Origin of the sequence: Methylophilus sp. Leaf414 (genome assembly GCF_001425425.1) — a bacterium.
Taxonomy (GTDB): domain Bacteria; phylum Pseudomonadota; class Gammaproteobacteria; order Burkholderiales; family Methylophilaceae; genus Methylophilus.
This window is the reverse complement of record NZ_LMQQ01000003.1, coordinates 273,599-297,676: the sequence shown is the minus strand read 5'-3', so window position 1 is coordinate 297,676 and position 24,078 is coordinate 273,599. Positions and strand designations below refer to the sequence as shown.

Annotated in this window: 28 protein-coding genes; 10 read left to right on the top strand and 18 right to left on the bottom strand. The window is 50.0% G+C overall.

From position 1 onward, the window contains the following. Positions 1 to 18: 18 nt before the first annotated feature. The 3 genes from folK to ASG24_RS08310 are packed head-to-tail and all read right to left on the bottom strand — an operon-like array spanning position 19 to position 2,480. Positions 19 to 516: a 2-amino-4-hydroxy-6-hydroxymethyldihydropteridine diphosphokinase gene (gene folK / locus ASG24_RS08320; RefSeq protein WP_055870116.1), complete on the bottom strand. Its 498-nt coding sequence runs from the start codon at positions 514 to 516 to the stop codon at positions 19 to 21. After that, on the bottom strand, positions 516 to 1,898 hold the full coding sequence (gene pcnB, locus ASG24_RS08315; RefSeq protein ID WP_055870113.1) for a polynucleotide adenylyltransferase PcnB: 1,383 nt from the start codon (positions 1,896 to 1,898) through the stop codon (positions 516 to 518). The genes folK and pcnB overlap by 1 nt, the downstream gene beginning before the upstream one ends. Positions 1,899 to 1,928: 30 nt before the next feature. Further along, positions 1,929 to 2,480: a cob(I)yrinic acid a,c-diamide adenosyltransferase gene (locus tag ASG24_RS08310; protein WP_055827873.1), complete on the bottom strand. Its 552-nt coding sequence runs from the start codon at positions 2,478 to 2,480 to the stop codon at positions 1,929 to 1,931. A gap of 62 nt (positions 2,481 to 2,542) precedes the next feature. Between ASG24_RS08310 and murI the strand changes: the two genes are divergently transcribed. Then, positions 2,543 to 3,325, top strand: coding sequence for a glutamate racemase (gene murI / locus ASG24_RS08305; protein WP_055870110.1), 783 nt, complete (start codon positions 2,543 to 2,545; stop codon positions 3,323 to 3,325). 46 nt (positions 3,326 to 3,371) lie between these two features. Here the strand turns inward: murI and ASG24_RS08300 are convergent, their stop codons facing one another. Continuing rightward, complete coding sequence (locus tag ASG24_RS08300; protein WP_055870107.1) at positions 3,372 to 3,560, bottom strand: zinc-finger domain-containing protein; 189 nt, start codon at positions 3,558 to 3,560, stop codon at positions 3,372 to 3,374. Between the two features lie 49 nt (positions 3,561 to 3,609). Beyond that, complete coding sequence (locus ASG24_RS08295) at positions 3,610 to 4,527, bottom strand: branched-chain amino acid transaminase (protein WP_055870102.1); 918 nt, start codon at positions 4,525 to 4,527, stop codon at positions 3,610 to 3,612. 129 nt (positions 4,528 to 4,656) lie between these two features. On the opposite strand from ASG24_RS08295, the gene ASG24_RS08290 reads away from it, so the two are divergent. The 6 genes from ASG24_RS08290 (at position 4,657) to ASG24_RS08265 (ending at position 8,351) form a co-directional block, all read left to right on the top strand. After that, the gene (locus ASG24_RS08290) at positions 4,657 to 5,247 is read left to right on the top strand and encodes an SCO family protein (protein WP_055870099.1); all 591 of its coding nucleotides are present in this window, start codon (positions 4,657 to 4,659) and stop codon (positions 5,245 to 5,247) included. 171 nt (positions 5,248 to 5,418) lie between these two features. Next, positions 5,419 to 5,910, top strand: a complete 492-nt coding sequence (gene bfr / locus ASG24_RS08285; RefSeq protein WP_055870097.1) for a bacterioferritin — start codon at positions 5,419 to 5,421, stop codon at positions 5,908 to 5,910. Between the two features lie 9 nt (positions 5,911 to 5,919). Then, entirely contained in the window at positions 5,920 to 6,396 is a 477-nt protein-coding gene (bfr, locus tag ASG24_RS08280; RefSeq protein ID WP_055827886.1) for a bacterioferritin, read from the top strand. Between the two features lie 130 nt (positions 6,397 to 6,526). After that, on the top strand, positions 6,527 to 6,754 hold the full coding sequence (locus tag ASG24_RS08275; RefSeq protein ID WP_055827890.1) for a bacterioferritin-associated ferredoxin: 228 nt from the start codon (positions 6,527 to 6,529) through the stop codon (positions 6,752 to 6,754). 166 nt (positions 6,755 to 6,920) lie between these two features. Then, complete coding sequence (locus tag ASG24_RS08270; RefSeq protein ID WP_235562357.1) at positions 6,921 to 7,781, top strand: DMT family transporter; 861 nt, start codon at positions 6,921 to 6,923, stop codon at positions 7,779 to 7,781. Positions 7,782 to 7,844: 63 nt separating this feature from the next. Then, a complete protein-coding gene (locus ASG24_RS08265) occupies positions 7,845 to 8,351 on the top strand; it encodes an SRPBCC family protein (RefSeq protein WP_055870091.1) in 507 nt (168 codons plus the stop codon). A gap of 25 nt (positions 8,352 to 8,376) precedes the next feature. Here the strand turns inward: ASG24_RS08265 and ASG24_RS08260 are convergent, their stop codons facing one another. The 12 genes from ASG24_RS08260 to phoB all read right to left on the bottom strand — a co-directional run bounded on the left by ASG24_RS08260 (position 8,377) and on the right by phoB (position 20,251). Then, positions 8,377 to 9,090, bottom strand: coding sequence for a M48 family metallopeptidase (locus ASG24_RS08260; RefSeq protein WP_055870087.1), 714 nt, complete (start codon positions 9,088 to 9,090; stop codon positions 8,377 to 8,379). Between the two features lie 10 nt (positions 9,091 to 9,100). After that, positions 9,101 to 9,817 (bottom strand): 1-acyl-sn-glycerol-3-phosphate acyltransferase, encoded by a 717-nt coding sequence (locus ASG24_RS08255; protein WP_055870084.1) that lies wholly within the window; start codon positions 9,815 to 9,817, stop codon positions 9,101 to 9,103. Next, positions 9,817 to 10,359: a D-glycero-beta-D-manno-heptose 1,7-bisphosphate 7-phosphatase gene (gmhB, locus tag ASG24_RS08250; RefSeq protein ID WP_055827907.1), complete on the bottom strand. Its 543-nt coding sequence runs from the start codon at positions 10,357 to 10,359 to the stop codon at positions 9,817 to 9,819. The genes ASG24_RS08255 and gmhB overlap by 1 nt, the downstream gene beginning before the upstream one ends. Before the next feature lie 41 nt (positions 10,360 to 10,400). Beyond that, positions 10,401 to 12,500, bottom strand: coding sequence for a glycine--tRNA ligase subunit beta (gene glyS / locus ASG24_RS08245; RefSeq protein ID WP_055870081.1), 2,100 nt, complete (start codon positions 12,498 to 12,500; stop codon positions 10,401 to 10,403). Then, on the bottom strand, positions 12,497 to 13,438 hold the full coding sequence (glyQ, locus tag ASG24_RS08240) for a glycine--tRNA ligase subunit alpha (RefSeq protein WP_200936999.1): 942 nt from the start codon (positions 13,436 to 13,438) through the stop codon (positions 12,497 to 12,499). Before glyQ ends, glyS begins: the two co-directional genes overlap by 4 nt. Before the next feature lie 125 nt (positions 13,439 to 13,563). Next, on the bottom strand, positions 13,564 to 13,977 hold the full coding sequence (locus ASG24_RS08235; RefSeq protein WP_055870075.1) for a hypothetical protein: 414 nt from the start codon (positions 13,975 to 13,977) through the stop codon (positions 13,564 to 13,566). A 49-nt stretch (positions 13,978 to 14,026) separates the two neighbouring features. After that, the gene (gene lnt / locus ASG24_RS08230; RefSeq protein ID WP_055870071.1) at positions 14,027 to 15,520 is read right to left on the bottom strand and encodes an apolipoprotein N-acyltransferase; all 1,494 of its coding nucleotides are present in this window, start codon (positions 15,518 to 15,520) and stop codon (positions 14,027 to 14,029) included. Further along, entirely contained in the window at positions 15,517 to 16,356 is an 840-nt protein-coding gene (locus ASG24_RS08225; RefSeq protein WP_055870068.1) for a ChbG/HpnK family deacetylase, read from the bottom strand. Before ASG24_RS08225 ends, lnt begins: the two co-directional genes overlap by 4 nt. After that, positions 16,349 to 16,723: a GtrA family protein gene (locus ASG24_RS08220; protein WP_055870065.1), complete on the bottom strand. Its 375-nt coding sequence runs from the start codon at positions 16,721 to 16,723 to the stop codon at positions 16,349 to 16,351. The genes ASG24_RS08225 and ASG24_RS08220 overlap by 8 nt, the downstream gene beginning before the upstream one ends. Before the next feature lie 6 nt (positions 16,724 to 16,729). Continuing rightward, positions 16,730 to 17,749 carry a glycosyltransferase family 2 protein gene (locus ASG24_RS08215; protein ID WP_055870062.1) on the bottom strand — a complete coding sequence of 340 codons (1,020 nt, stop codon included), beginning with the start codon at positions 17,747 to 17,749 and terminating at the stop codon, positions 16,730 to 16,732. 48 nt (positions 17,750 to 17,797) lie between these two features. Continuing rightward, positions 17,798 to 19,426: a glycosyltransferase family 39 protein gene (locus ASG24_RS08210; RefSeq protein ID WP_055870475.1), complete on the bottom strand. Its 1,629-nt coding sequence runs from the start codon at positions 19,424 to 19,426 to the stop codon at positions 17,798 to 17,800. Between the two features lie 120 nt (positions 19,427 to 19,546). Next, entirely contained in the window at positions 19,547 to 20,251 is a 705-nt protein-coding gene (phoB, locus tag ASG24_RS08205; protein ID WP_055827933.1) for a phosphate regulon transcriptional regulator PhoB, read from the bottom strand. 170 nt (positions 20,252 to 20,421) lie between these two features. On the opposite strand from phoB, the gene ASG24_RS08200 reads away from it, so the two are divergent. The 3 genes from ASG24_RS08200 to nusB all read left to right on the top strand — a co-directional run bounded on the left by ASG24_RS08200 (position 20,422) and on the right by nusB (position 23,234). Then, positions 20,422 to 22,089, top strand: coding sequence for an OFA family MFS transporter (locus tag ASG24_RS08200; protein WP_055870059.1), 1,668 nt, complete (start codon positions 20,422 to 20,424; stop codon positions 22,087 to 22,089). A 159-nt stretch (positions 22,090 to 22,248) separates the two neighbouring features. Continuing rightward, positions 22,249 to 22,698 carry a 6,7-dimethyl-8-ribityllumazine synthase gene (gene ribH / locus ASG24_RS08195; RefSeq protein ID WP_055870046.1) on the top strand — a complete coding sequence of 150 codons (450 nt, stop codon included), beginning with the start codon at positions 22,249 to 22,251 and terminating at the stop codon, positions 22,696 to 22,698. Next, positions 22,695 to 23,234: a transcription antitermination factor NusB gene (gene nusB / locus ASG24_RS08190; protein ID WP_055870032.1), complete on the top strand. Its 540-nt coding sequence runs from the start codon at positions 22,695 to 22,697 to the stop codon at positions 23,232 to 23,234. Before ribH ends, nusB begins: the two co-directional genes overlap by 4 nt. A 95-nt stretch (positions 23,235 to 23,329) precedes the next feature. Here nusB and ASG24_RS08185 read toward each other — a convergent pair whose 3' ends face one another. Next, positions 23,330 to 24,076 carry a UDP-2,3-diacylglucosamine diphosphatase gene (locus tag ASG24_RS08185; RefSeq protein ID WP_055870014.1) on the bottom strand — a complete coding sequence of 249 codons (747 nt, stop codon included), beginning with the start codon at positions 24,074 to 24,076 and terminating at the stop codon, positions 23,330 to 23,332. Positions 24,077 to 24,078 lie beyond the last annotated feature (2 nt).

Sequence of the window (24,078 nt, the reverse complement as noted above, 5' to 3'; positions counted from 1 at the left end):
CTCGTTCAGCTAAATTAATCAGTGATCCAGTTTTTGCGCGTCCAGTTTTCGCACCTCATCATGCGGGAACTCTGCTGCCCATTCTACAACAGACTGCCCGTCTGGCAGTACAAAGTCGGGCACAATTTCAGCCAGCGGCAAAATAACAAAGCCACGTTCGTGCATGCGTGGATGTGGCAATGTGAGAAGGAAAGTCTGCATGCGCATACCGGCATAATCGAGCAGATCGAGGTCTAGAATCCGCGGTGCATTGGGGAAAGGCCGCTCACGCCCGAATGTTTGTTCAATCGTTAGCAGTAACTGCATCAGTTCTGGCGCTGGGATTTCGGTAGCCACCTGAATGACTGCATTGATAAAGTCAGGCTGGTTATCGTAGCCCACCGGCGCCGTGGCATACAGGCTGGAAGCTTTCACTAAGCTCAAACCTGGCGTTTGTGATAACACCTGGATGGCGTTGGCTACCTGCACCTGCGGCTGCTGCAAATTGCTGCCGAGCGCAATCAAGGCCAGGGCCATTACGCCGACTCACCATTCGTAGCTGCCGGTTTTTTCTTGCGTGGACGGCGACGGCGTTTTTGCAAGCCGCTGTCAGGTAACAGCATACTGGTGCGCTCTTCGGTGCCGGCGTCAGCAAATCTCGTCCACCATTCACCAAGCTCTTCAGGCAACTCGCCAGAGGCACAGCGCAATAACAGGAAGTCGTAACCTGCCCGATATTTCGGGTTGGTCAGCAAGGCATATGGACGTTTGCCGGAGCGCTGTTCAAAGCGTGGCTGCATGGCCCAGATTTCTTTCATGGTGGCAGTGTAGCGATTATGGATCGCCATTTTCTCACCCTGTTTATCAATGATTTCATTCATTGCCAGGTGCAAGGCCGGAATCAAAGGCTCGCCGCGTTTCTGATTTTCCAGCCAGGCTTGCAACACTTCATGCCATAGCAAGGTCGCAAACAAGAAACTCGGATTGGAAGACTTGCCAGCCAGAATGCGATCATCGGTATTTTTCAGGGCCAGCATGACGAATTTTTCGCCTAGCGGTTGTTCCAGCACCACGTCCAGCAAAGGCAATAATCCATGATGCAAATGCTGAGCCCGTAGCGCACCGATGCTCTCAATTGCATGCCCGGATAAAAACAGCTTCAGCATTTCATCAAACAGGCGGCTAGGCGGTACATCTTCCAGCAAGTCTGCCAGTTTTCGTATCGGGGCTTCGGTGGTCTGCTCGAGTTTTAACCCCAGCTTGGCCGACAGACGAACGGCACGTAACATACGCACCGGATCTTCCTGATAGCGCTTGACCGGGTCGCCAATAATACGCAAGGTTTTGGCACGGATATCCGCCACACCATTGTGGAAGTCCAGCACTTCATGGCGTTTGGGATCGTAGTAAAGCGCGTTGGCGGTAAAATCGCGCCTGACGGCATCTTCTTCAATCGAGCCAAAAATATTGTCACGGATAATGCGGCCACTGTCATTGGTCTCTCCATCGCCCTCGCTTTGGTGGTGGCCGCGGAAAGTGGATACTTCTATCGTTTCCTGCCCCCATAACACGTGCACAAGGCGAAAACGGCGGCCAATAATACGCGAACGGCGGAATGTCTTATGCACCTGCTCCGGCGTGGCATTGGTGGCAATATCAAAGTCTTTTGGCGGGTGGTTAAGCAGCAAATCGCGTACAGCACCACCAACGATATAGGCCTCAAATCCGGCTTTTTGCAGGCCGTCACAAGTTTTCAGTGCGGCCTGGCTAATCAGCTTGGGATTGATCTTGTGTTTGCTGGCCGAAATCACCTGCACCGCAGATGATTTACCTTTTTTTGAAGTTTGGCCAGGCTCGGAGGTTTGACCTGGTGGCAGACCGCGTTTGCCAAATACTTTTTGCAGAAATTGTTTAATCATTACTCAGTGAACATCAGCGCATCATGCGCATTAAAGTTTATGTTGGTTATTCCAAAGCACATCCGGCACACCGGCATGCCGATTCAAGGTACGACATAATACAAACAACAGGTCCGACAAGCGATTCAGGTATTGCAGATTGACTGCCGTGACTGGTGATTGCGCATGCAAGGCATGCAACACGCGCTCGGCACGGCGGCACACAGTACGTGCCAGATGACACACTGCCGAAGCACGGCTACCGCCCGGCAATATAAACTCTTTCAGTGGGCTCAACTCGGCATTCCAGCGATCCAGAACCTGTTCCAGGATAGCAACGCGCCCGGCCTGCATAAAGGTATGTCCAGGCATACTGAGCTCGCCACCCATATCAAACAAATCATGCTGGATCGCTTCCAGCTGCTCGCGGACGTCGGCGTGCAACTCCTCCACCAGCAACATTCCCAGCACGGCATTCAGCTCATCGACTTCACCCATCGCCTGCACGCGCAGGTCAAACTTGGCAACCCGCGAGCCATCGCCAAGGCCAGTGGTGCCACTGTCTCCGGTACGTGTGTAAATCTTGCTCAGCCGATTGGCCATTCCTGAAACCTGACTAAAATCCTATATAATCCGCTCATTATAAATCAACCCGTGCCATTTCGATGTGCCCAGCGATTGCAGTCAGTGCCCCGGTTGGCGTAATGGATTCAGGCGTGGGCGGACTTACCGTCCTCAAGCACCTGACACGCCAGCTTCCGCACGAGCATTTCATCTATTTTGCCGATAGTGCCTATGCGCCTTATGGCAACCAATCTGCGGTAAAAATTCAACAACGGTGCTTTACCATCGCCGAAACCTTGATTGCTCAAGGTGCCAAAGCCCTCGTTGTCGCCTGCAATACTGCCACCGCCGCAGCCATCACCCCGATGCGTGAGCATTTTCCCTTACCGATTATCGGCATGGAACCCGCGGTCAAGCCGGCGGCGGCGGCCAGTAAAAACAATGTCATCGGCGTACTCGCCACCACGGGCACTTTACAGAGCGCACAGTTTGCGGCTTTGCTCGAGCATTACGGACATGGTGTGCAAGTGGTAACTCAAGCGTGTGTCGGCCTGGTTGAACGCATAGAACAAGGTTTACTCGACCAGCCTGAAACAATCGCCCTGTTAAACACTTATTGCCAGCCTCTGATCAATGCCGGTGCCGATACCATCGTACTGGGCTGTACCCACTATCCCTTTGTGCGTACCCACATTCAAAAAATTGTCGGCCCTGATGTGACATTGATTGATACCGGTGCGGCGGTTGCCAAGCGTTTACAACAGGTATTGGCCCAACAAGATTTACTGAAAACAACCAGTGATCAAGGCCAAATGCAATTTTTAACCAGTGGTAAAGAAGAGACGCAAGCTATCATGCGGCAGCTCTGGCAAATGCTTAAGTGAAATAAATAAAACCCACGCATTGCGTGGGTTTTATTTAAGTAAAGACTCAGTGGTGGTGCACTTGTGTGCCAGGTTTAAGCTTGAATCTGGTGCCGCAATAAGGGCAGGCTACTTGACCTGTCTTCGCCACATCCAGAAACACGCGCGGGTGGGAAGCCCACAAAGCCACTTCCTTGGTTGGGCAATGCAGTGGCAAATCGTTACCGTCTACTTCAAACTCTTTTACATCAGACATTCAGCTTCTCCCGCACAAAGCCATTTAGTGACTTGAAACCTTTAAGAACTTAAACCAAGGTCAGCCAATGTTCATATTTGGCATTTTTACCTTTAACCACATCAAAGTACAGGCTTTGCAGTTTTTCGGTGATCGGGCCACGTGTGCCTTCACCAATGGCGCGGTTATCCAGTTCACGGATAGGCGTCACTTCAGCTGCCGTACCGGTAAAGAATGCTTCATCAGCACTATAAACCTCATCGCGGGTAATACGTTTTTCAATCACTTCCAGGCCAAGCTCATCTTTAGCCAATGCGATGATGGTGTCGCGGGTGATGCCTTCCAGTGCAGAGGTTAAATCTGGGGTGTACAGCTTGCCATTACGGATAATGAAAATGTTCTCGCCGGAACCTTCAGCTACAAAACCATCCACGTCCAGCAGTAACGCTTCCTGGTAACCATCTTGTGCGGCTTCCTGATGTGCCAGGATGCTGTTCATATAGTTGCCGTTCGCTTTAGCCTTACACATCGTGATATTCACGTGGTGACGTGCAAAAGAAGAAGTCTTCACGCGGATACCTTTGGTAATTGCTTCTTCACCCATATATGCACCCCAGCTCCAGGCACCGACAATCACGTGGGTCGATAAGGTTTTGGCAGAAATACCCATCGCCTCGGCACCATAAAATGCCATCGGGCGCATATAAGCAGATTCAAGATTGTTTTCGCGCACGGCTGCTCGCTGCGCTTCAATCAGGGTCGCTTTATCAAACGGCATTTTCATGCCCAGAATATGCGCACTGCGGAATAAACGGTCGGTATGCTCTTTCAAACGGAAAATAGCCGTGCCTTTATCTGTTTTGTAAGCGCGCACGCCTTCAAACACGCCCATGCCGTAATGCAAAGTGTGGGTTAATACATGGGTAGTGGCATCACGCCAGTTGACCATTTTGCCGTCGTACCAGATAACGCCGTCACGGTCTGCCATCGAACTCGGTATTGCCATTTAAACTCGCCCTTAATCCGTCTATCGTCAAAAACCAGTATTGTAAACCAATCTGCGCGCTTTTCGCCTATGCTAAAATCCATTTCAATGATGATTTACAAGGATTTTTGTATGCGCACTCGTTTCACGTGGCTTTGGTTAATCGCAGCATTAGTGACTGGCCTGCTCGCCGGGTGCCAACCTGACAAAACTGCCAACTTTATCGGCACTGACCTCACCGGCACCCAGTTTGGCAAACCTTTAAGCTTGACTGATCATACCGGCAAGTTACGCAGTATCAATGATTTTAAAGGCAAGATAGTGGTACTGTTTTTCGGCTATACCCACTGTCCGGATGTGTGCCCGACCACCATGAGCGACCTCAAGCAAACCATGAAATTGCTGGGAGACAAGGCTAATGATGTGCAGGTGCTGTTTGTGACTGTAGACCCTGAGCGCGACACACAGGAAGTGCTGGCGCAATTTGTACCCGGCTTTGATGCACGTTTTATTGGCCTGCGGGGCACACCCGAGGAAGTCGCCGCCAACCTGGCCGAATATAAAGTCTATGCTGCTAAAGTGAGTGAGGCAGGCCAGAACGGCTACACCATGGACCATAGTGCAGGGTTATATGTATTTGATAAAACAGGCGCACCGCGCATTTACCTGGGGTATGGGGAAAAACCGGCCAATATCGCGCATGACTTGCAGCTGCTAATCTAGTATTGAGCAGACTTTCGATAATTCTGAGAAATACTGGATCAAGAACGATTTTCATTTATATTAGTGTTTAAAAACTCATTTTAAATCAATAAGTTACATCATATTTTTTATTGCATACTTTTCATTTTCCTGTATCATGCATTTCATTGAAAATGCATACAGGAGCCGGTCATGAAAGGCGATAAAAAAATTATTGATATTCTGAATGATTTACTGGCAGGAGAGCTTACTGCTACCGACCAGTATTTGATTCACGGCGAAATGTATGCCGACATGGGTCTGGGTGTGATTTCCCAACGCATCCTCCACGAATCACTGCATGAACGTGAACATGCCCGCGCGCTGATTCAGCGTATCCTGTTTCTTGAAGGCACCCCTAACCTGACCAAGCGTGACCCAATCCATATTGGGAAAGATGTGAAATCCATGCTGGAATCTGACCTGGACCTGGAATATGCCGTAGTCAAGCACCTGAAAAAAGCCATGCAAGCCTGTGAAGAAACTCAGGATTTTGTGACGCGTGAAATGTTGCTGGTGCAACTGGAAGATACCGAAATGGATCATGCTTACTGGCTGGAAAAACAGTTAAGCCTGATCAAACTGATCGGCATTGAAAACTATTGCCAAAGCCAGATGGGCGACGGCCCTGCTGTTGCAGTTTAAGGAGCCCGCATGAAAGGCGAAAAACACATTATCAGCACGTTGAACAAAGTGCTTAAAAACCAGCTGACTTCTATTAACCAGTATTTCCTGCATGCGCGCATGTTCAGGAAATGGGGCCTGGAAAGACTCAACGACTACCAATACAAACAATCCATCCGTGTGATGAAAGAAGCGGATGAAGTGATTGAGCGCATCCTGTTTCTGGACGGCCTGCCTAACCTGCAAAACCTTGGTAAATTGCTGATTGGTGAAGAGGTGGTGGAATGCCTGCAAGGTGACCTGAGTTTTGAGAAGGACGTACAGCGCCCGCAGTTGATTGAAGCGATTGCCGAAGCTGAAAAATTGCAAGACTATGTGACGCGTGATTTACTGACTGAGTTACTGGAAGCCTGCGAAGAAGCCATTGACTGGCTGGAAACCCAGCAACGCCTGATTGTCGATGTCACTTTGCCTAACTATCTGCAAACACAAATAGAATCTGAATAATCACTGATTTTCAGATCTCCTGAATTAAGCCGCTTTTGCGGCTTTTTTCACGCCTTGCCGGAACCAAACTACGCTTGACAAACTCTCAATAAATGATAATAATTATCATTAGTAACCTAATAGAGAACATATGTACGTTTGCGTTTGTAATGCAGTGACCGAGCGCCAGGTTCATCAGGCAGTCAGGGACGGCGCTAAAACCGTTAAGCATTTGAAAGAGCAGCTCGGCGTCGGTGCCGACTGTGGAAAATGTGTCAGTTGCGCAAAAGCCTGCCTGAAAGAGGCACATGCTGAACAACATCCGGGCCTGGTCAAAAAACTGATTCAGTTGACACCGGTGCAATTAGGCGCGGCTTAATTAATACCGGCGTATGATATTAAAAAAAGGGGCTTTCGGCCCCTTTTTGCATGTATGCTTCAGGCTTTGCAGGTATCCCAATCCTCCATACAATTCCAGTATCTTAATCTAGCTTATTTACTCATTGTCAGACAACCAGTCACCAACCTTAAACTGGCGCATTCTATTGTTGCTACTATTGCCGCCTTTATTATGGGCAGGTAACTTTATCGCCGGGCGCGCTATTAACACTTCAGTGCCGCCAGTGACTTTGTCACTTATCCGCTGGAGCATTGCTTTCGCCTGCTTGTTGCCTTTTGCCCTGCGGCCATTTTTGCGTGACCGCATCTATTATTACGCTTACCGCTGGCCTATTTTTGGTACCGCGATCACGGGCGTGGCAGCCTTTAACTTACTGGTGTATTGGGGTTTGCATACGACCAGTGCTACCAACGGCATTATCCTCAATTCGTTTATTCCATTCCTGGTCGCTATCTTCGGCTTTGTGTTTTACCGGAAAACATTACCAGCCAGCCAGTTAATCGGCTTACTGGTGTCGCTGACTGGGGTATTGATTGTCGTCTCACACGGCGATTTGCAAATACTGCTGACACTGGCTTTTGCAGAAGGAGATGTGATTATCTTCCTGGCGATGGTGTTCTGGGCCTTATATACCCTGTGGCTGAAAGACATTCCGGCATCTATCAACCGAACCGGGCTGATGTTATGCCAGGTGATGATTGCCTTAATTTTCCTGTTACCACTTTGCGTTTGGGAACTGCAGACCACAACCATACACCTGCAAAACCCGCAAACGTTGTGGATACTGGCCTATATCGGCATTTTTCCGTCTGTGATTGCGCTGCTGGCATATTCAAAAGCGGTGACGCTGGTGGGCTCGGTACGCGCGAGTGTCTTTATCCATGCCATGCCGATTTTTGGTTCAGTGCTTTCCACGCTGCTGTTGCACGAAGCTTTTCACTTGTACCAATTTCTGGGGATGCTCACCATCTTCACAGGGATATGGCTTGCGAATAGAATAAACTAATCAGCATCAGGGCGACCAAGAAGTAACCGTTATGCCCAATTGCCAAATTAAAGGAGAGTGCGTATGGCAATAGCAATCAACCCGGAACTGGATTTGGTACTGGAAAAAGAAGTCGATGTATTACCGGAAGAAATTTGGCATGCATGGACGACGCCGGAACATCTCAAACAATGGTTCTGTCCACTGCCATGGAAAACGATAGATTGTGAAATTGACCTGAAACCAGGCGGCCTTTTCCGCACCATCATGCAATCACCAGAAGGCCAGCAGTTTCCCAATAGTGGCTGTTACCTTGAAGTTATCCCCGGCAAGAAACTGACATGGACCAATGCGCTGGAACCCGGATTCAGGCCAGCCAAAAGCCCTGAACAGTCTCCCGGCCATGAATGCGCAGAACTCATGATGACGGCCAGTATCGTACTGGAAGCAATCACTAATGGAACCCGCTATACCGCATATGCCTTGCATGCCGACGCAGCTTCTAAACAGCGGCATGAGGCGATGGGTTTTCAGGAAGGCTGGAGCGCGGTACTTGATCAGTTGGTGGCAGTCATCAAACAGTCGCGCTAGTGGGTTTAGTGCTCACCAAGTTTGATCAGGCCATGCGATGCAAAATGGCAGACAAGGCTTTCAGTTCTTTTTCGGCTTGTACATGATTGGGAAACAGACTAGCCTGCACCGCATAAAACCTTGCCGAATGGTTCATCTCTTTCAGATGCGCCATCTCATGGCAAATCACATATTGGATAATATGCGGCGGCGCTTGTATCAACCGCCAGTTGAGGCGTATCTGCCTGCGGCTATTACAACTCCCCCAGCGTGAGCGGGCATTTGAAAGTGCTACGCCAGTCACCTTTTCACCCATCTGGGCGGCTAGCAGTTCTACCCGCCGTTTAAAGTCCGGCAACGCCTGCTGTGCAAACCATTGCAATACTTTGCGGGCAACAAACGCCTGCTGATCTATTTGTGGCGACCTCACCAGTAACTGGTTGCCTTGCAGCACAACCGCTTTATTCGTCGCGTGATGCTGCAGCGACAGCACGATATCCTGCCCCATAAACATCAGCGGCTCGCCATCAACCCACTGCATCGGGCTCACATGGTTATTTTCACGCAATGCGAGTTTTTGCTGGATCCAGCTGGCTTTTTGCAATAACACTTGCTGTAACTGGGTAGCATTGATGCGCTTTGGCGCATGAACGACGAGGCCTTCAGCAGTAATTTTGAGGCCTATGGTTCTGCGCACACGCAGATCGAGCTGGTAAGAAATCGTTTGCCCGTCAGGCAACTGCAACACCTGGTCTATCATATGGCGGCGATCACAAAGACTGCATTTCCGTTTCTATCCAGTCTTCCACCAGTTTATTCACCGCATCCGGCTTCAGGCCAGTAGTATCAATCGGCTGACCAATCACTACCTGAATGACACCAGGATATTTAAGGATAGAACTCTTGCGCCAGAATCGGCCGGCATTGTGTGCGACCGGAACAACGGTGCTGTTACTGTGCGACGCCAGCCAGGCGCCACCGATATGGTATTTGCCACGTGCACCCGGCGCAGTACGCGTGCCTTCAGGGAAAATCACCACCCATAACCCACGCTTGAGACGGTCTTTGCCATGATTGACCAGTTTCTTCAAAGCCTCACGGCCGGAACTGCGATCAATGGGAATAGAACCTACCGCCCACAGTGCCCAGCCAAGAAATGGCAGCATCAGTAACTCTCTTTTAAGCACCCACACCTGTGGTGGAAAGATAGATTGTAAAGCGATGGTTTCCCAGGCGGATTGATGCTTGCACAAAATCACTGAAGCCGAATCAGGAATATGTTCACGGCCTTTCACTTCATAGCTTAAGTTGCAGGTGATTTTCAGCCACCACAATACGCAGTCCGCCCATCGACTTACCCAGCGGGAGCGCGTGACCGCTGATGGCATGGGGATCAATATCAATGCAAATATTGAAAAAGGAATGGTTAATGCAAACAGCCCTACATAAAACAACAGCGCCCGCACATACAACACGGCATTACCCATTATCTATCCCCTGCAATAATGTCTTGCACGGCAGCGGCCAGGTCAGCCACCACAATGGTATTTGCAGGCACTTCGGCCAGGTTGTAGGTTTCTTCGCCTTTGCCGGTTCTCACCAGATAAGGCTGGCAACCGGCATCGGCAAAGGCCTGCAGATCGCGCAAGGCATCACCAACGCCATAGACTTTACTAAGTTCCAGATTAAAACGCAGCCCGATTTCTTTTATCATGCCAGTTTTTGGTTTGCGGCACGCGCAATTGTCACCGGCAGCATGCGGGCAATAAAACACCGCATCTATCCTGCCACCTGCTTGCGCGACGGCTTTATGCATTTTCTCATGTATGGCATTCAAGGTCGCCATATCAAAATAACCGCGCGCTATTCCTGACTGGTTGGTCGCGACAGCGACGCGGTAACCCCGCTGGTTCAGCAAAGCAATCGCTTCCAGGCTACCGGGAATCGGGATCCACTCGTTAGGATTTTTAATAAAGGTCGCGCTGTCCTGGTTAATGACACCATCACGATCTAATATAACGAGTTTCATCAACTTTCTCCGGCATTCCTGAACAACAGGAATGTCTTACATTAACTGGCTAATTTCGATAAATCTGCTACGCGGTTCATAGCCTGGTGCAACGTTGCCAGCAGGCCTAAACGGTTCGCCTTCAATGCAGGGTCTTCAGCATTGACCATAACATCCTCAAAAAACCTATCCACTGGTGCTTTAAGCGCAGCCAAGGCTTGCAATGAAGCGGCATAATCACCGGTTTCAAACAGCTGGTCAGCCTTTGGTTTGGTATTTGCCAGCGCCTGGTGCAACGCTTTCTCGGCCGGCTCCTGCAGCAAGCTGGAGTTCACTTCCGCCGTGACTTCGCCTTCGACTTTTTTCAGGATATTGCTGACGCGCTTGTTAGCGGCTGCCAACGCTGGCGCTTCCGGCAAGTTAGCGAAAGCCTGTACCGCAGCTAAACGACGCGGCACTTCTGCCAGCTGGTTGGGTGACAACGACAGTACGGCATCCACTTCCAGCGCGCTGGCTCCCTGATCGCGCAGGTTAACGGCCAGACGGTCAAAACAGAATGCCTGGATCGCTTCCGCCACATCAGCATTGCCGTTAAATACAGTTAATGTTTGCGCAATCAGCTTGTCGAATGCCAATGGCAACTCTGTTTCCATCAGCATGCGCAAAATGCCCAGCGCCTGACGACGCAAGGCAAATGGATCTTTGTCGCCGGTTGGTTTTTCACCTATGCTGAATAAGCCGACTAAGGTTTCCAGTTTATCTGCCAGGGCAACCACTACACCGACCTGGCTGCGCGGCAGATCATCACCGGCAAAGCGTGGACGGTAATGGTCTTCAATCGCATAGGCGACATCATCGGCCAGCCCTTCATGCTGCGCATAGTAGCGGCCCATGATACCTTGCAGCTCAGGGAATTCACCGACCATATCTGTCAGCAAATCGACCTTGGATAAACGTGCCGCTTGCGCGACTTTTGCCACAAATCCATCACCTCCGATTTGCTGGGCAATCACAGAGGCAATCGCCACCACCCGTTCATTACGCTCGCCCTGTGATCCCAGCTTGTTGTGGTAAACCACTTTGCTCAAGCCAGGCAAACGGCTGTCCAGTGTCTTTTTCCTGTCCTGGTCAAAAAAGAACTTGGCATCTGCCAGGCGCGGACGCACCACACGCTCATTACCACCAATCACTTTGCTGGCATCAGCCGGGTTGATATTGGAAACGATTAAAAACTTGTTGGTCAGTTTCCCGTTGGCGTTCAACAATGGAAAGTATTTCTGGTTCGCCTTCATGGTCAGTATCAGGCATTCTTGCGGTACAGCCAGAAATTCTTCTTCAAACTGGCCGAGCAACACATTGGGACGCTCCACCAGCGCAGTCACTTCATCCAGCAAGGCATCATCTTCAATCGGCTTGAGATTTTCTTTAGCAGCAGCGGCTTGCAGTTGCTTTACAATTTCAGCACGACGGTCTGCAAAACTGGCAATCACAGCACCTTCGTCGGCTAATTGTTGCGCATAAGTGTCAGCAGAGCTGAGTGTCACCACTGGATTCTTCGCTTCAAAACGGTGGCCTAGCGTGGTATTGCTTGCGGTCAAACCCAAAGTGGAAACAGGGATAATCTCATCGCCATGCAATGCAACCAGGCCATGCGCCGGACGCACAAAGTTGACACTTTGCCAGCCGTCATTGATCTGGTAAGTCATCACTTTAGGGATAGGCAACTTGGCCAGTGTTTCATCAAGGGCTTTTTGCAGGCCTTCCTGCAAATTGGCCCCTGATTGCGTCGCATCCAGGAACAGGATATCCGCTTTGCCATCATTTTCTTTGCGCAATCTGGCAACCGCAGATTCGTTTTCACCCAGCGCCTGCAGTTTCTTCAGTAACGCAGGTGTTGCATTGCCGCTGGCATCCAGACCTACAGTCGCTGGCATCAGTTTTTGCGCGACTTGTTTGTCGGCAGCTTTGGCAGCCACATCCGTAATATGCGCGGCCAAGCGGCGAGGGGAAGCAAACGTAGTCACAGCACTGCTATCGGCCAGCAAACCGGAAGCTTTCAGGCTTTCGGCCAATACACCACTGAATGCCTCACCTAATTTATTTAGCGCTTTAGGCGGCAGTTCTTCTACAAACAATTCAACTAACAGATTGCGGGTACTCATGCGGCGGCTTTCTTATTTTGTTCTGCTTTATCGCTTTCCAGTTTGGCGATGACTTCGTCGGCCCATTCTTTAGGTGCCATCGGGAAACCCATACGCGCGCGGCTATCGAGATAGCTGGCAGCGACTGCACGGGCCAGGTTGCGAATACGGCCAATGTAGGCTGCACGCTCGGTGACTGAAATGGCGCCACGTGCATCCAGCAAATTAAAAGTATGCCCGGCCTTGAGCACCTGCTCGTATGCAGGCAAGGCCAGTTGTACTTCCATCAAATGCTTGGCCTGTTTTTCGTGTGCATTGAAGGCGGTGAACAGGAAATCAACATCGGAATGTTCAAAGTTATAGGTAGATTGCTCAACTTCATTCTGGTGGAACACGTCGCCGTATTTCACACCCGGTGAGTACTCAAGGTCATAGACGTTTTCCACGCCTTGCAGATACATCGCCAGGCGTTCCAGGCCGTAGGTGATTTCACCGGTGATCGGTTTGCAATTGATGCCGCCGACCTGTTGGAAGTAAGTAAATTGCGTGACTTCCATGCCATTCAGCCACACTTCCCAGCCCAGGCCCCAGGCACCCAGGGTCGGGTTTTCCCAGTCATCTTCCACAAAGCGGATATCGTTTTCTTTCAGGTTGAAACCCAGGGCTTCAAGTGAACCCAGATACAGTTCGAGAATATTAGCCGGTGCCGGTTTCAGCACTACCTGGTACTGGTAGTAATGTTGCAAACGATTGGGGTTTTCGCCATAACGGCCATCTTTGGGGCGACGACTGGGTTGTACATAGGCGGCTTTCCACGGTTCAGGACCTAATGCGCGCAGGAATGTGGCTGTGTGGCTGGTGCCTGCGCCGACTTCCATGTCATAGGGCTGCAGCAAGGTACAGCCTTGTTTATCCCAGTATTCTTGTAGTTTTAAAATGATTTGTTGAAAGGTCAGCACCATTTTGCCTGATCCGATGAATGCAAAAGGCAGATTTTACCTGAATTACAGGTAGCCACGAAATGATTCGCCTACTAAAAAGACTTGCAGAATGCTACGGAATGACTCTATACAGGAAAGATCAGTCAGGTAGTCACAGTGACAGGCTGAACATGATGCTGGTAATCCACATACGCAGGGAGAGCAATTGCAGCCACAATGCCTAATCCGGCAATACCGACAACAAGCACCACACCCCAGAATGACCACTTTTTCTGCACTTCATTAAAATGGGCAACACTGTTCCAGCGTTTATTCCGCCAGGCCCATTCGCGGCCTTTGGCGCCGAGAAAGAAAGACATGACAAATCCCAGGTAAGGGATCAGGCATAACAAGCCTATCCAGGTTCTGTTGCGGATTGCCCAAATCCAGTTCAGGAAAAACGCGCCCCAGCTCCAGCCTTTCACGCCATCAGGGATGACTGCATCTTTACCCATACCAGAGGTATTAACGAATGCTGAATCGTTACTTTTAACATCGTCTTTAGTAAAGTCTTGCATGGTTTTATTCCTCAATCACTAAGCATTGATTCAGTGAGTTCGTTATTGCTCAGGCTGAACGTCGAGTGCATCGATGACTTATCAGCAAACCCAGCGCACTCAATATAATAAACAAGTAATTTCCCCACCAGACATATGGGGTGCTACCTTGATAGCTTTGCGCCTTGCCTACCAGAATCAGACCCTCGTCATGCGGTGCATGCTGCCTGATTTGTCCATCGTGACCAATAATGGCAGTGGCGCCGGTATTGGTACTGCGTAACACCATACGCCCGGTTTCAATTGCCCTCACCTGGCTAAATTGCATATGCTGTTCTGCCGCAAACGACCGGCCATACCAGGCGTCATTACTGATATTCACCAGCAATTCTGCTTCCGGCAGTTGTTGTGCAATCTCTTCACCGAACACATCTTCATAGCAAATATTCACGCCTATTTTTTGCCCGGCAATGTGCAGTGGTTTTCTGGAAGTACCACGTGACAAATCACTGAGCGGCATATGCAACAAGTCCTCATATATCCAGCCGAATACGCCTTTTAATGGGATGTATTCGCCGAATGGTACCAAATGACTTTTGGCATAGGATTGCGCAGGCGAAGTGCCCACACTGATGGCGCTGTTGTAATAATTATTATTTTTTGCTTCAACCACGCCGAGCAGGATATCGCCTTGCTGGCTGACGGCATGCTGTTTGAGTGCGGCAAGATACGATGGATCAATCTGTTCGGCCAGCATGGGTAATGCGGTTTCCGGCAAAACTATCAGTTTCGCTTCCGCCATGCGTACCATATCCAGATATTGCCGCAAGGTACGCTGCGCCTGCTCGGGTGACCATTTAATGGTCTGGCTGATATTGCCCTGCAAAAGGGCGACGGTGACAGGTTGCCCGACAGGATGGCTCCACGGGATTACTGCCAACACACTGCCAACTGCTAAAAGTGCAACCGTTAATATGCATGCACGTAAACGATTTGCGTTATTCAGCCATGCATAAGTCAGACTGGCAGCGATCCCTGCAGTCAATGCCGAAACACCATATACGCCGATGACCGGCAAATATCCCACCAACGGACTGGATGGCGCTTGTGAATAACCTAAAGTGAGCCATGGGAAACCGGTAAAAATCCAGCTGCGAACCCAGTCTGAAAGTGCCCATAAAAGTGGCGCCATCCACAACAGGTTGCCAGATCTTTTCGCAAGATAACCAGAAAGTGCCGGGAACAATGCCATAAATGCACACAGGCAAAACGTACTGAATCCGGCAAACCACCAGGGCATACCGCCAAAGTCATGCAGGCTGATATAAATCCAGTAAATGCCAACGCAATATAAACCGATGCCGAACGCGAGGCCCAGTTTAAATACCTGACCTGCGCTACTGGCTTGCTGCCAGAGGAATAACAAAATAGCTAAAGACAACCAGGGCAACCAGAACAGGTAATACGGTGCGAAACCTAATACGGTGACAGCGCCCAAAGCTAATGCCAATAATGCGCGTTGCCAGAGTGGCGCTTGCTGCGCCCAATGCTTGAACCTACTCAATGCGACCCTTTCACAGGTTTGATATCGGCTTTAGAAAGCCAGGTAGAAAAATCAGGTGACTGCATGACTTGCCATTCAATAATACGCGCCAGTGCAATCGGGTCGCTTTCGTCAGCTTTATCGAATGGCATGGCCGGATGACACATTAATACTGGCGGAAGATTATGTGGGGTTGGCGCTATGTATTGCTTGAGTTGCCTGGCCCAGGTTAACCAATGCGCCTGGTAATCCGCGGCATCGCCCTCAAAATCATAAACCCCGAGCAAGCAAGGCGACACTCTAAAACCAGCTTGTAAAGAAGCGGTTTGCAATGATTTTGCACCCAGCCAATGAATCATCCGCGCCTTCAAACCACTGTCCGCTGGCGGGCTGGAGATCCTTAACCATGGCCGTGCAGAGGCTGATAATTTGCCATAACGCTGTTGCATTTCCGCTAGCAACTCATCACGGATAACGGGCAATTGATGCACATGCAAATGGCCATCTACATAATCTGGCGCGGTGCCGGTTGCCTGTTCAAAGGCATTTAACTGCTGCTGGATATTGGCGCGCACTGCATGTTGATCCAGCAAACCAAGCAGGCTGCGTAACACTAGCACAGGGTGAGATAAGCGCAACGTCCGCGAAAACTGGGTAAAATCCAGATGCAAGCCAATATCAGCTTTCGCGCGAATTTCCGGGCTTAACTGAGTAGCGCTTTTAGCCCAGGTCGGGCTGAGGGTCATACACGAAGTGGCCGTGAGTACGCCGCGTTGAATCAAATCAAGAATAGCGGCATCAATCGCTGCAGATTGTGCAAAATCATCCGCACAGACAATGACTTTAACTTTAGCCATGCTTAAAAGCCCAGAAGCGGCTAAGCAACCAGGTGCTCATCGCAATAACCACCATTACCACACCCAACACAAACCAGAACGGCAATGGCGTGTAAGTAAGTGCCAACCAAACCAAGGCCTGATTGCCTAAAAATCCTGTTAATGAGACCGCTAAAAATTTGGGAAATGCTTGCTGGTGCCTGGCTTGTGTGCCGCGAAAAGACCACCAGCGGTGACCGATGTAACTGACCGGGAATGCGGCAAGAAACCCCAGCCAGTTCGCGTCAGATGGCAACCAACCTAGCGCATGTGCCAGCAGTGAGACTACATAATGCACCGCTGCAGCCACTGCACCGACACTGACAAAGCCTAATACTGAAGCGCGCATGAGTAACTAAGCATCAACCTTAGGTTTTCGACGACGCGAAGGTTTTACTGCTGCTTCCGGTTTAAACGTTAGCGGTTCCACCACTTCGGCAACAATATAGGGTGGACGGCCTTTAACTTCGTCATACACCCGCGCTAGGTATTCACCGAGCACGCCAATAAACAACAATTGCACACCTGCAAAAAACATCATGCTGGCGACCACCGTTGGCCACCCTGGAATGGATTCATGAAAGAATAAAGCATCAATCACGACCACTGCGCCATAGGCAAACGCTATCAACGCCAGTACCACACCGGTCAAACTGGCCAACCGTAAAGGTAATACGGAAAAACTGGTAATGCCTGTCCACGCCAGTGCAATCAATTTGAGTTTTGAATAAGCACTTTCGCCATGTAACCTTGGTAAAGGTGTATAGGGGATACCTATCGACTTGTAGCCAACCCAGGCATAAATGCCCTTCATAAACCGATTGCGCTCTGGCAGCGCACACAGGGCATCCACCACTTTCCTATCCATCAGGCGAAAATCACCGGCATCACGCGGAATATCGATATGGCTGCTGGAACTCATCATGCGGTAAAACAGGCGCGAACCCCATTGCTTGAACGAGGACTCCTGTTCGCGGTCCTGGCGGACGGCATAGACCATGTCGTAGCCTTCGCGCCATTTTTCCAGCATGGTAAACATCAGGTCTGAAGCGTGCTGGCCATCAGCATCCATACAAATCACCAGCTCGCCTTTGGCAAAACCTAAGCCAGCACTGATGGCGTTTTCCTTACCAAAGTTACGCGAGAATCTGACCAGGGTGACATGATGAACATCTATCAGGCTTTGCACGACCTGCGCCGTTTGGTCGCGACTGCCGTCATCCACCACGACAATGTCCCAATACGGCGACATTTGCTGCAAGACGCTGCTGATATTTTGCAGGGTACTGGCGATGTTTTTTTCTTCATTGTAAGCCGGCACCATGACCGTAATATGCGGCTGGGCAGTCGGGCGGGCAGAATCTGTGATTGTCATGGCATTACATTCTGGTAATGAACTGATTGGGATTGTAGCGGATTCAGTCTAGTTTTTGGCAGGTGTTGCTGAACGATCATTCGCCTGCAGATTACGCCTGTCTTTCACTACCGCTAGTGACATACCCTGGCGCTCAATATTAACGATAACTTTGCCCTTCATTACTTCGTGGCAATGCATATTGGTGGTTGAAATATAAAAGTCAGCTTCTTCCCATCTGCGTGTCACCTTAAAGCGGTGATCAAGATAAGGTTCAATTTGCGGTGTATCTACACAAGCACCGATCCAATATGGTTGCGAGCGCTCAGGCAGCTTCATCGCCTGCAACTGATCCGTGGCCTCTCGCAAAGCACTAGACCAGTAATCACCTTCCCAATTGAATTGCGCCTGCTTTTGATCACCAACCAGCCGGTTAAGTCGTACATATTCAAATGGATGTAACTGCACAATATCGATAAATGTAACCAGCATTAACCCAGCCACGACCCCAGCCCAGAGTGATTGATAAACTACGCGGCCGGACCAGCGGCTGTTTGCAAAAGCGTCATACACGGTCATTACCGCCCATGCACCAACAATCGCCAGCAATGGCAGCAAGAAAGTGAAGTGGCGGACACCGTTATAAAGTGCCGGCTTGTCGTTTAGCACAAACATTAAAGGTAATAGAATAGCGGCCAGCAGCGTATGCATAGTAATCCGCGTATTCATGTCGGCGGCCTGTACAGCGTTTCTGCATGCCAGCCATAGCAGCGGAATTGTGGCTAACCCGAGCAATGCGGCTTCCGGCAATTTCACCGCCAGATACTGGAACAGGTAACTGCGCGGCACATCACTGATGTTGTACATAACCCCATTTGCCATGGTCTGCATATTGAAATCAAAATGTGAGAATGATTCAGCGGCTTCGAGAATGTTATCGACATCGATCACGCTCCATGGCCAGCAGATGGCCATAAATACAAACGCCAATACAGCAGCAGGCAACAACACCAGCACCATGCGTAACAAGCGTGACAGCACGGGTGAGCCATTCGCTTTATGATCCAGCCATGCACGCCAGATTACCAGCAAGATAAGATAGATCACAGCGAACGCACCGCCTACGCGCAAGCCTAGCGCACCACCGACGGCAAAGCCCAACAATACGATGGCTTTGCCACTGACATTTTCCATATCACGCACCACCAGTGCCGTAGCGTATAACGCCCACAGCATACAAGCAGCGAATGGAATGTCTTTTGTATGGGTAAACATGGCACCTGACCAAGATACGGTCAGTAGCAGCATCAGCATGGAGACTAAGGCCAGGCGCTGGCCGCCTAATAAATAGGCAAAACGCGAAACACCGTAAAAACCCAGCAGGCCGAACAAGGCGGAGAGTAAGTGGCGGATGTCCCAAATCATAATGGGCACATAGGGGTCTAGCGCAGCCGCAATAATGTCGAACAAACCGCCATACAGGTAAAGGTTGCGGTAGTGAAAAGCATCCTGGTCGGTAAAACCTGAACTGTACCAATCCAGCAACATCTGGCCGTATGTATGTTGTACATACTCGTCATTGCTGATGCCATGCTGCCTGAAAGTCAAGGCGACCCAGACAATTAACCCTAACCAGAATAGACGTGTTAACCAGGTCAGCGTTGAAGCAGACGACAAGTGGGCAGGCGCAGGTTTCATAGGCATTACGAACATGAAAAACGAACTCGCAAGCGTATCATGCCGCAAACGCTTATGATAGTGTGCCCCCCGCCCCGCACACAAAAAAGCCTGCAGGCATGCAGGCTTTAGGCAAAATAACTATTGACCGGGATCAGTATGTACCGAAAAACGGTAGCCGGAACCACGTACGGTTTGAATCATATCCTGATGGTTAGATGCCACCAGTGCATTGCGTAAACGGCGAATATGCACATCCACGGTTCTGTCCTCAACAAATACACGGTCACCCCAGACTTTATCCAGCAACTGTGTGCGGCTGTGCACACGCTCAGGATTAGTCATGAAAAAGTGCAGCAACTTGAATTCGGTTGGGCCTAGTGGAATATGCACATTATGACCGGTGACGCGGTGGGTGGTAGGGTCTAGATGCAGGCCCGCGATTTCAATGGGGTCATCTGTCATCTGGGGCGCACGGCGACGCAAGACTGCCTTGATACGTGCATTTAATTCGCGAGGGCTAAACGGCTTGGTCACGTAGTCATCGGCACCAACTTCAAGTCCACGCACTTTATCAAATTCATCGCCACGCGCGGTCAGCATAATAATCGGTACTTCTTTGGTTAAACCATCTGACTTCAGGCGACGGGCAAACTCGATACCGCTCATACCAGGCAGCATCCAATCCAGCAGAATCAGGTCAGGCATGGTTTCACGTAATAGCATCTGCGCATGTTCTACACTGGTAGCGCGAATCGCATGATGTCCGGCTTGTTTGATATTCAATGCAAGCAATTCCTGGATTGCCGGCTCATCTTCTACGACCAAAATATTAGCTGCTGCCATGACGCTCCCTTTTAGGATTTCCAACAAAATGTACTTCTTTAATTGCTCGCCAGTTTATGAATGTATTGTGACATTTTAATGACAACCTCACATAATTTTAAATTTGCGCGGATTGCCTTTTAGGTGAAATTGTAACAAGATGTTACCGGGAGAAATTTAAGGGGTATTACATGTTGTTCAATCTGTCAAAAGAACATATTACGGCAGGCAAAGGCTTTAACCGCTGGCTGGTTCCACCAGCCGCACTAGCAGTACATTTATCGATTGGCATGGCTTATGGGTTCAGTGTGTTCTGGAAACCACTTGGCACAGCTTTGACCGGGCCAGATGGCGCACCACTGGCTGCATGTGCAGCTGGCGCAAGCACTTTTTCAGACAAGCTTGCAGGCACGGCTGAGGCCTTATTTGCGACTGATTGCAACTGGACACAGTTCGACCTGGGCTGGATGTACACCCTGTTTTTTGTACTGCTTGGTTGCTCTGCTGCTTTATGGGGTGGCTGGCTGGAACGTGCAGGACCGCGCAAGGCTGGTCTGGTGGCGACACTCTGCTGGTGCGGTGGCTTGTTGATCTCGGCTTGTGGTGTCTATCACCATCAGTTATGGATGATGTGGCTGGGTAGTGGCGTGATAGGCGGCATAGGTCTTGGCCTTGGCTACATATCTCCCGTGTCGACGCTGATCAAATGGTTTCCTGACCGCAGAGGCATGGCGACCGGCATGGCGATTATGGGCTTTGGTGGCGGCGCCATGATAGGCTCACCCCTCGCAACCAAGCTGATGAGCCTGTTTGCAACGCCTACTGAACCTGGTGTCTGGCAAACCTTTGTCGTTCTGGCCATTGTTTATTTTATCTTCATGACCTGTGGTTCTTTAGGCTATCGTATCCCGGCCGCCAACTGGAAACCGGAAGGATGGACACCACCAGACCAGCAGCATAAACGTATGGTGGTGAACAAACATGTACACCTGAAAAATGCACATAAAACGCCGCAATTCTGGCTACTGTGGCTGATCTTGTGCATGAACGTGTCAGCAGCGATTGGTATTATTGGCGCCGCGGCACCTATGCTCCAGGAAACCTTTGGCGGCAAACTGATCGCACAACCATCGCTGACTTTTGCCGATATCAAAGCGGATGAGTCATTGACTGCTGCGGCAGCCGCTGTAGGTGCCGGTTTTGTCGGATTGATTTCGGTATTTAATATCTTCGGCCGGATTGGCTGGGCGACATCCTCAGACAAACTGGGACGGCGTAATACCTATTTCATCTTTTTTGTACTCGGCGCATTCATGTATATCACCGCCACCTATGCTGCCAACCATCACCAGCTCGCACTGTTTTTGATCGCATTCTGCGTGATTGCTTCCATGTATGGTGGCGGTTTTGCTACCATTCCCGCCTATCTTGCTGATCTGTTTGGCACCCAGTTTGTAGGGGCAATTCACGGCCGTTTGCTCACGGCATGGTCCACAGCAGGCATCGTTGGGCCTGTCATCGTCAACTACATGCATGATGTGCGTCTGGAAGCGAAAGTACCGTTTGCAGACATCTATGCACCGATTTTCCTGACACTTGCAGCGCTATTAGGCATTGGCTTCGTTGCCAATCTGCTGGTGAGGCCGGTGGATAGTAAATACTTCATGACCGATGCCGAACTTGCTGTTGAACAATCCCTGGGTAAATCCAAAGAAACTGGCGCAACAAACGTTAAGCCTATCAATGATGGCAAGCCTAGCTCGCCATGGCTGGTCAGACTGGCCTGGCTGGCAGTTTTAATTCCAATCACCTATGGCATCTCGATGACGGTACAAAAGGCTTGGGCGCTGTTTGCCTAGGCTAATTCGCCGGCGATAAACCCTCATAAGGCAAGACTAGAAACAGGCTAAAAAGTAGCATCAGCAAACACTTTTTAGCCTGCTCACTATTCAATCAATCGCGATACCTGCGGTTTGGGTTAAAATACACGTTTTAAGTATTAGCCTACGGATTCCCAAGTGAATAAAATCTCCCCAAATCTGGACGGTACCGGCAAAAAAATCGGTATCGTTCTTTCACGTTTTAATGAAAACATCGGTACAGGCCTGCTGCACGCTTGCGAACAGGAGTTGTTGAAACTGGGCGTTAAAGCCGAAGACATCACCCTGGCAACCGTACCTGGCGCCCTGGAAAGCCCGCTGGTGCTGCAGCATATGGCATTGACTGAAACCTATGATGCATTGATAGCGCTAGGCGCCATTATCCGAGGTGAAACCTACCACTTCGAAGTGGTTTCCAATGAATCCGCACGAGGCATCTCTGAAGTGCAACGTGATACCGGCGTGCCAGTAGCGAATGCGATTCTCACTACTGAAAACGATGAGCAGGCAGAAGAACGCGTTGCGGTTAAAGGCGCCGAAGCAGCGCAGGTAGCCATCGAAATGGCCAACCTGGTAAACGCACTATGAGTCAGGAAAAGACCCCAGGGAGTCGGGAGAACGCCTCAGGCAATCAAGACCCGTCAAGCAAGTCATCTGATAAGCCGCAGGGCTCTTCAGCAAGAAGCAGAGGCACTAAAAATCGTCGTAAATCACGCGAACTGGCATTAAAAGCGCTGTATCGCAACCGCATGAATGCCGGCGATGTAAAACAGTTACGGTTTGATAGTCTGGATGACCCGGATTACACCAAAGCGGACGAAGGCTACTTCAAACAATTACTGACAGGCGTGCTTGAGCATACGGCTGATATTGATGCCATGATCAGCCAGTTTATTGACCGTCAACTGGAAGAACTTAGCCCGATCGAACATGCAGTATTGCGTATTTCCGGTTACGAATTAATGTTTGACATGAGCATTCCATACCGCGTAGCAATCAATGAAGGCGTGGAACTGGCCAAATCGTACGGTGGCATTGATGGGCACAAATACATCAATGGCGTCCTGGATAAAATTGCAGCGCAAGTCAGGCCGCAAGAGTTCGGAAATCAGATCAAAAAGTAATCCAATGGATCATTTTGAGGCTTACAAAGCCGCTCCCAAAAAAAGCGCTCAATTTAAATGAGCGCTTTTTTTTATTGATATTACAGAAACTAAATTCAGGGATTTAATTGCAATGTGACTAGTTCAATCCTGTCGTCATCCATTCGACAGACGACAGCTGTGTCATGCCAATCCCCTAGCACCCATCGTTCACACTTATGGCCATCAAACAATATGGTGTGAATACCCGGCCTGTGTGTGTGCCCATGCAATAAAACCTCTGGATATTCAAATTCATTTAAAAGTTGCTCAACCGCGGACTGGTTAACATCCATGATATCTATGGACTGCATAACTTTGTTCTGTGCGCTTTGGCTACGCGCTTGTTCGGCAAAGACGATCCGCTCGGCTAACGGCTGTGCCAGAAAGGCGTGTTGCCACTGCGGGCTGCGCACCTGGCTACGGAATTGCTGATAAGCCGTATCATCCGTGCATAACGCATCGCCATGCGACAAAAGAATGCGTTTGTTTCCCATCTTGATTAGTGTGGGATCTGCAAGCAATTGCAAGCCTGATGCATTGGCAAAATCGTCACCGATTAAGAAATCACGGTTGCCATGCATGAAATACAGTTTGACGCCGCTATCAGACAATTGGCGCAAGGCCTGCACAACAGGTAAAAATTCGGCACCCTGCCGAGGGTCTTTCAAAACATCATCACCGACCCACACCTCAAAAAAATCACCGAGAATGTAGAGCGCTTCTGCGTGAGCGACTTCTGCTTTCAGCCAATGCAAAAAAGCCTGCGTTACCGCAGGCCTTTGCGCACTCAAGTGCAGATCAGAAATGATCCAGGTGGTCATGC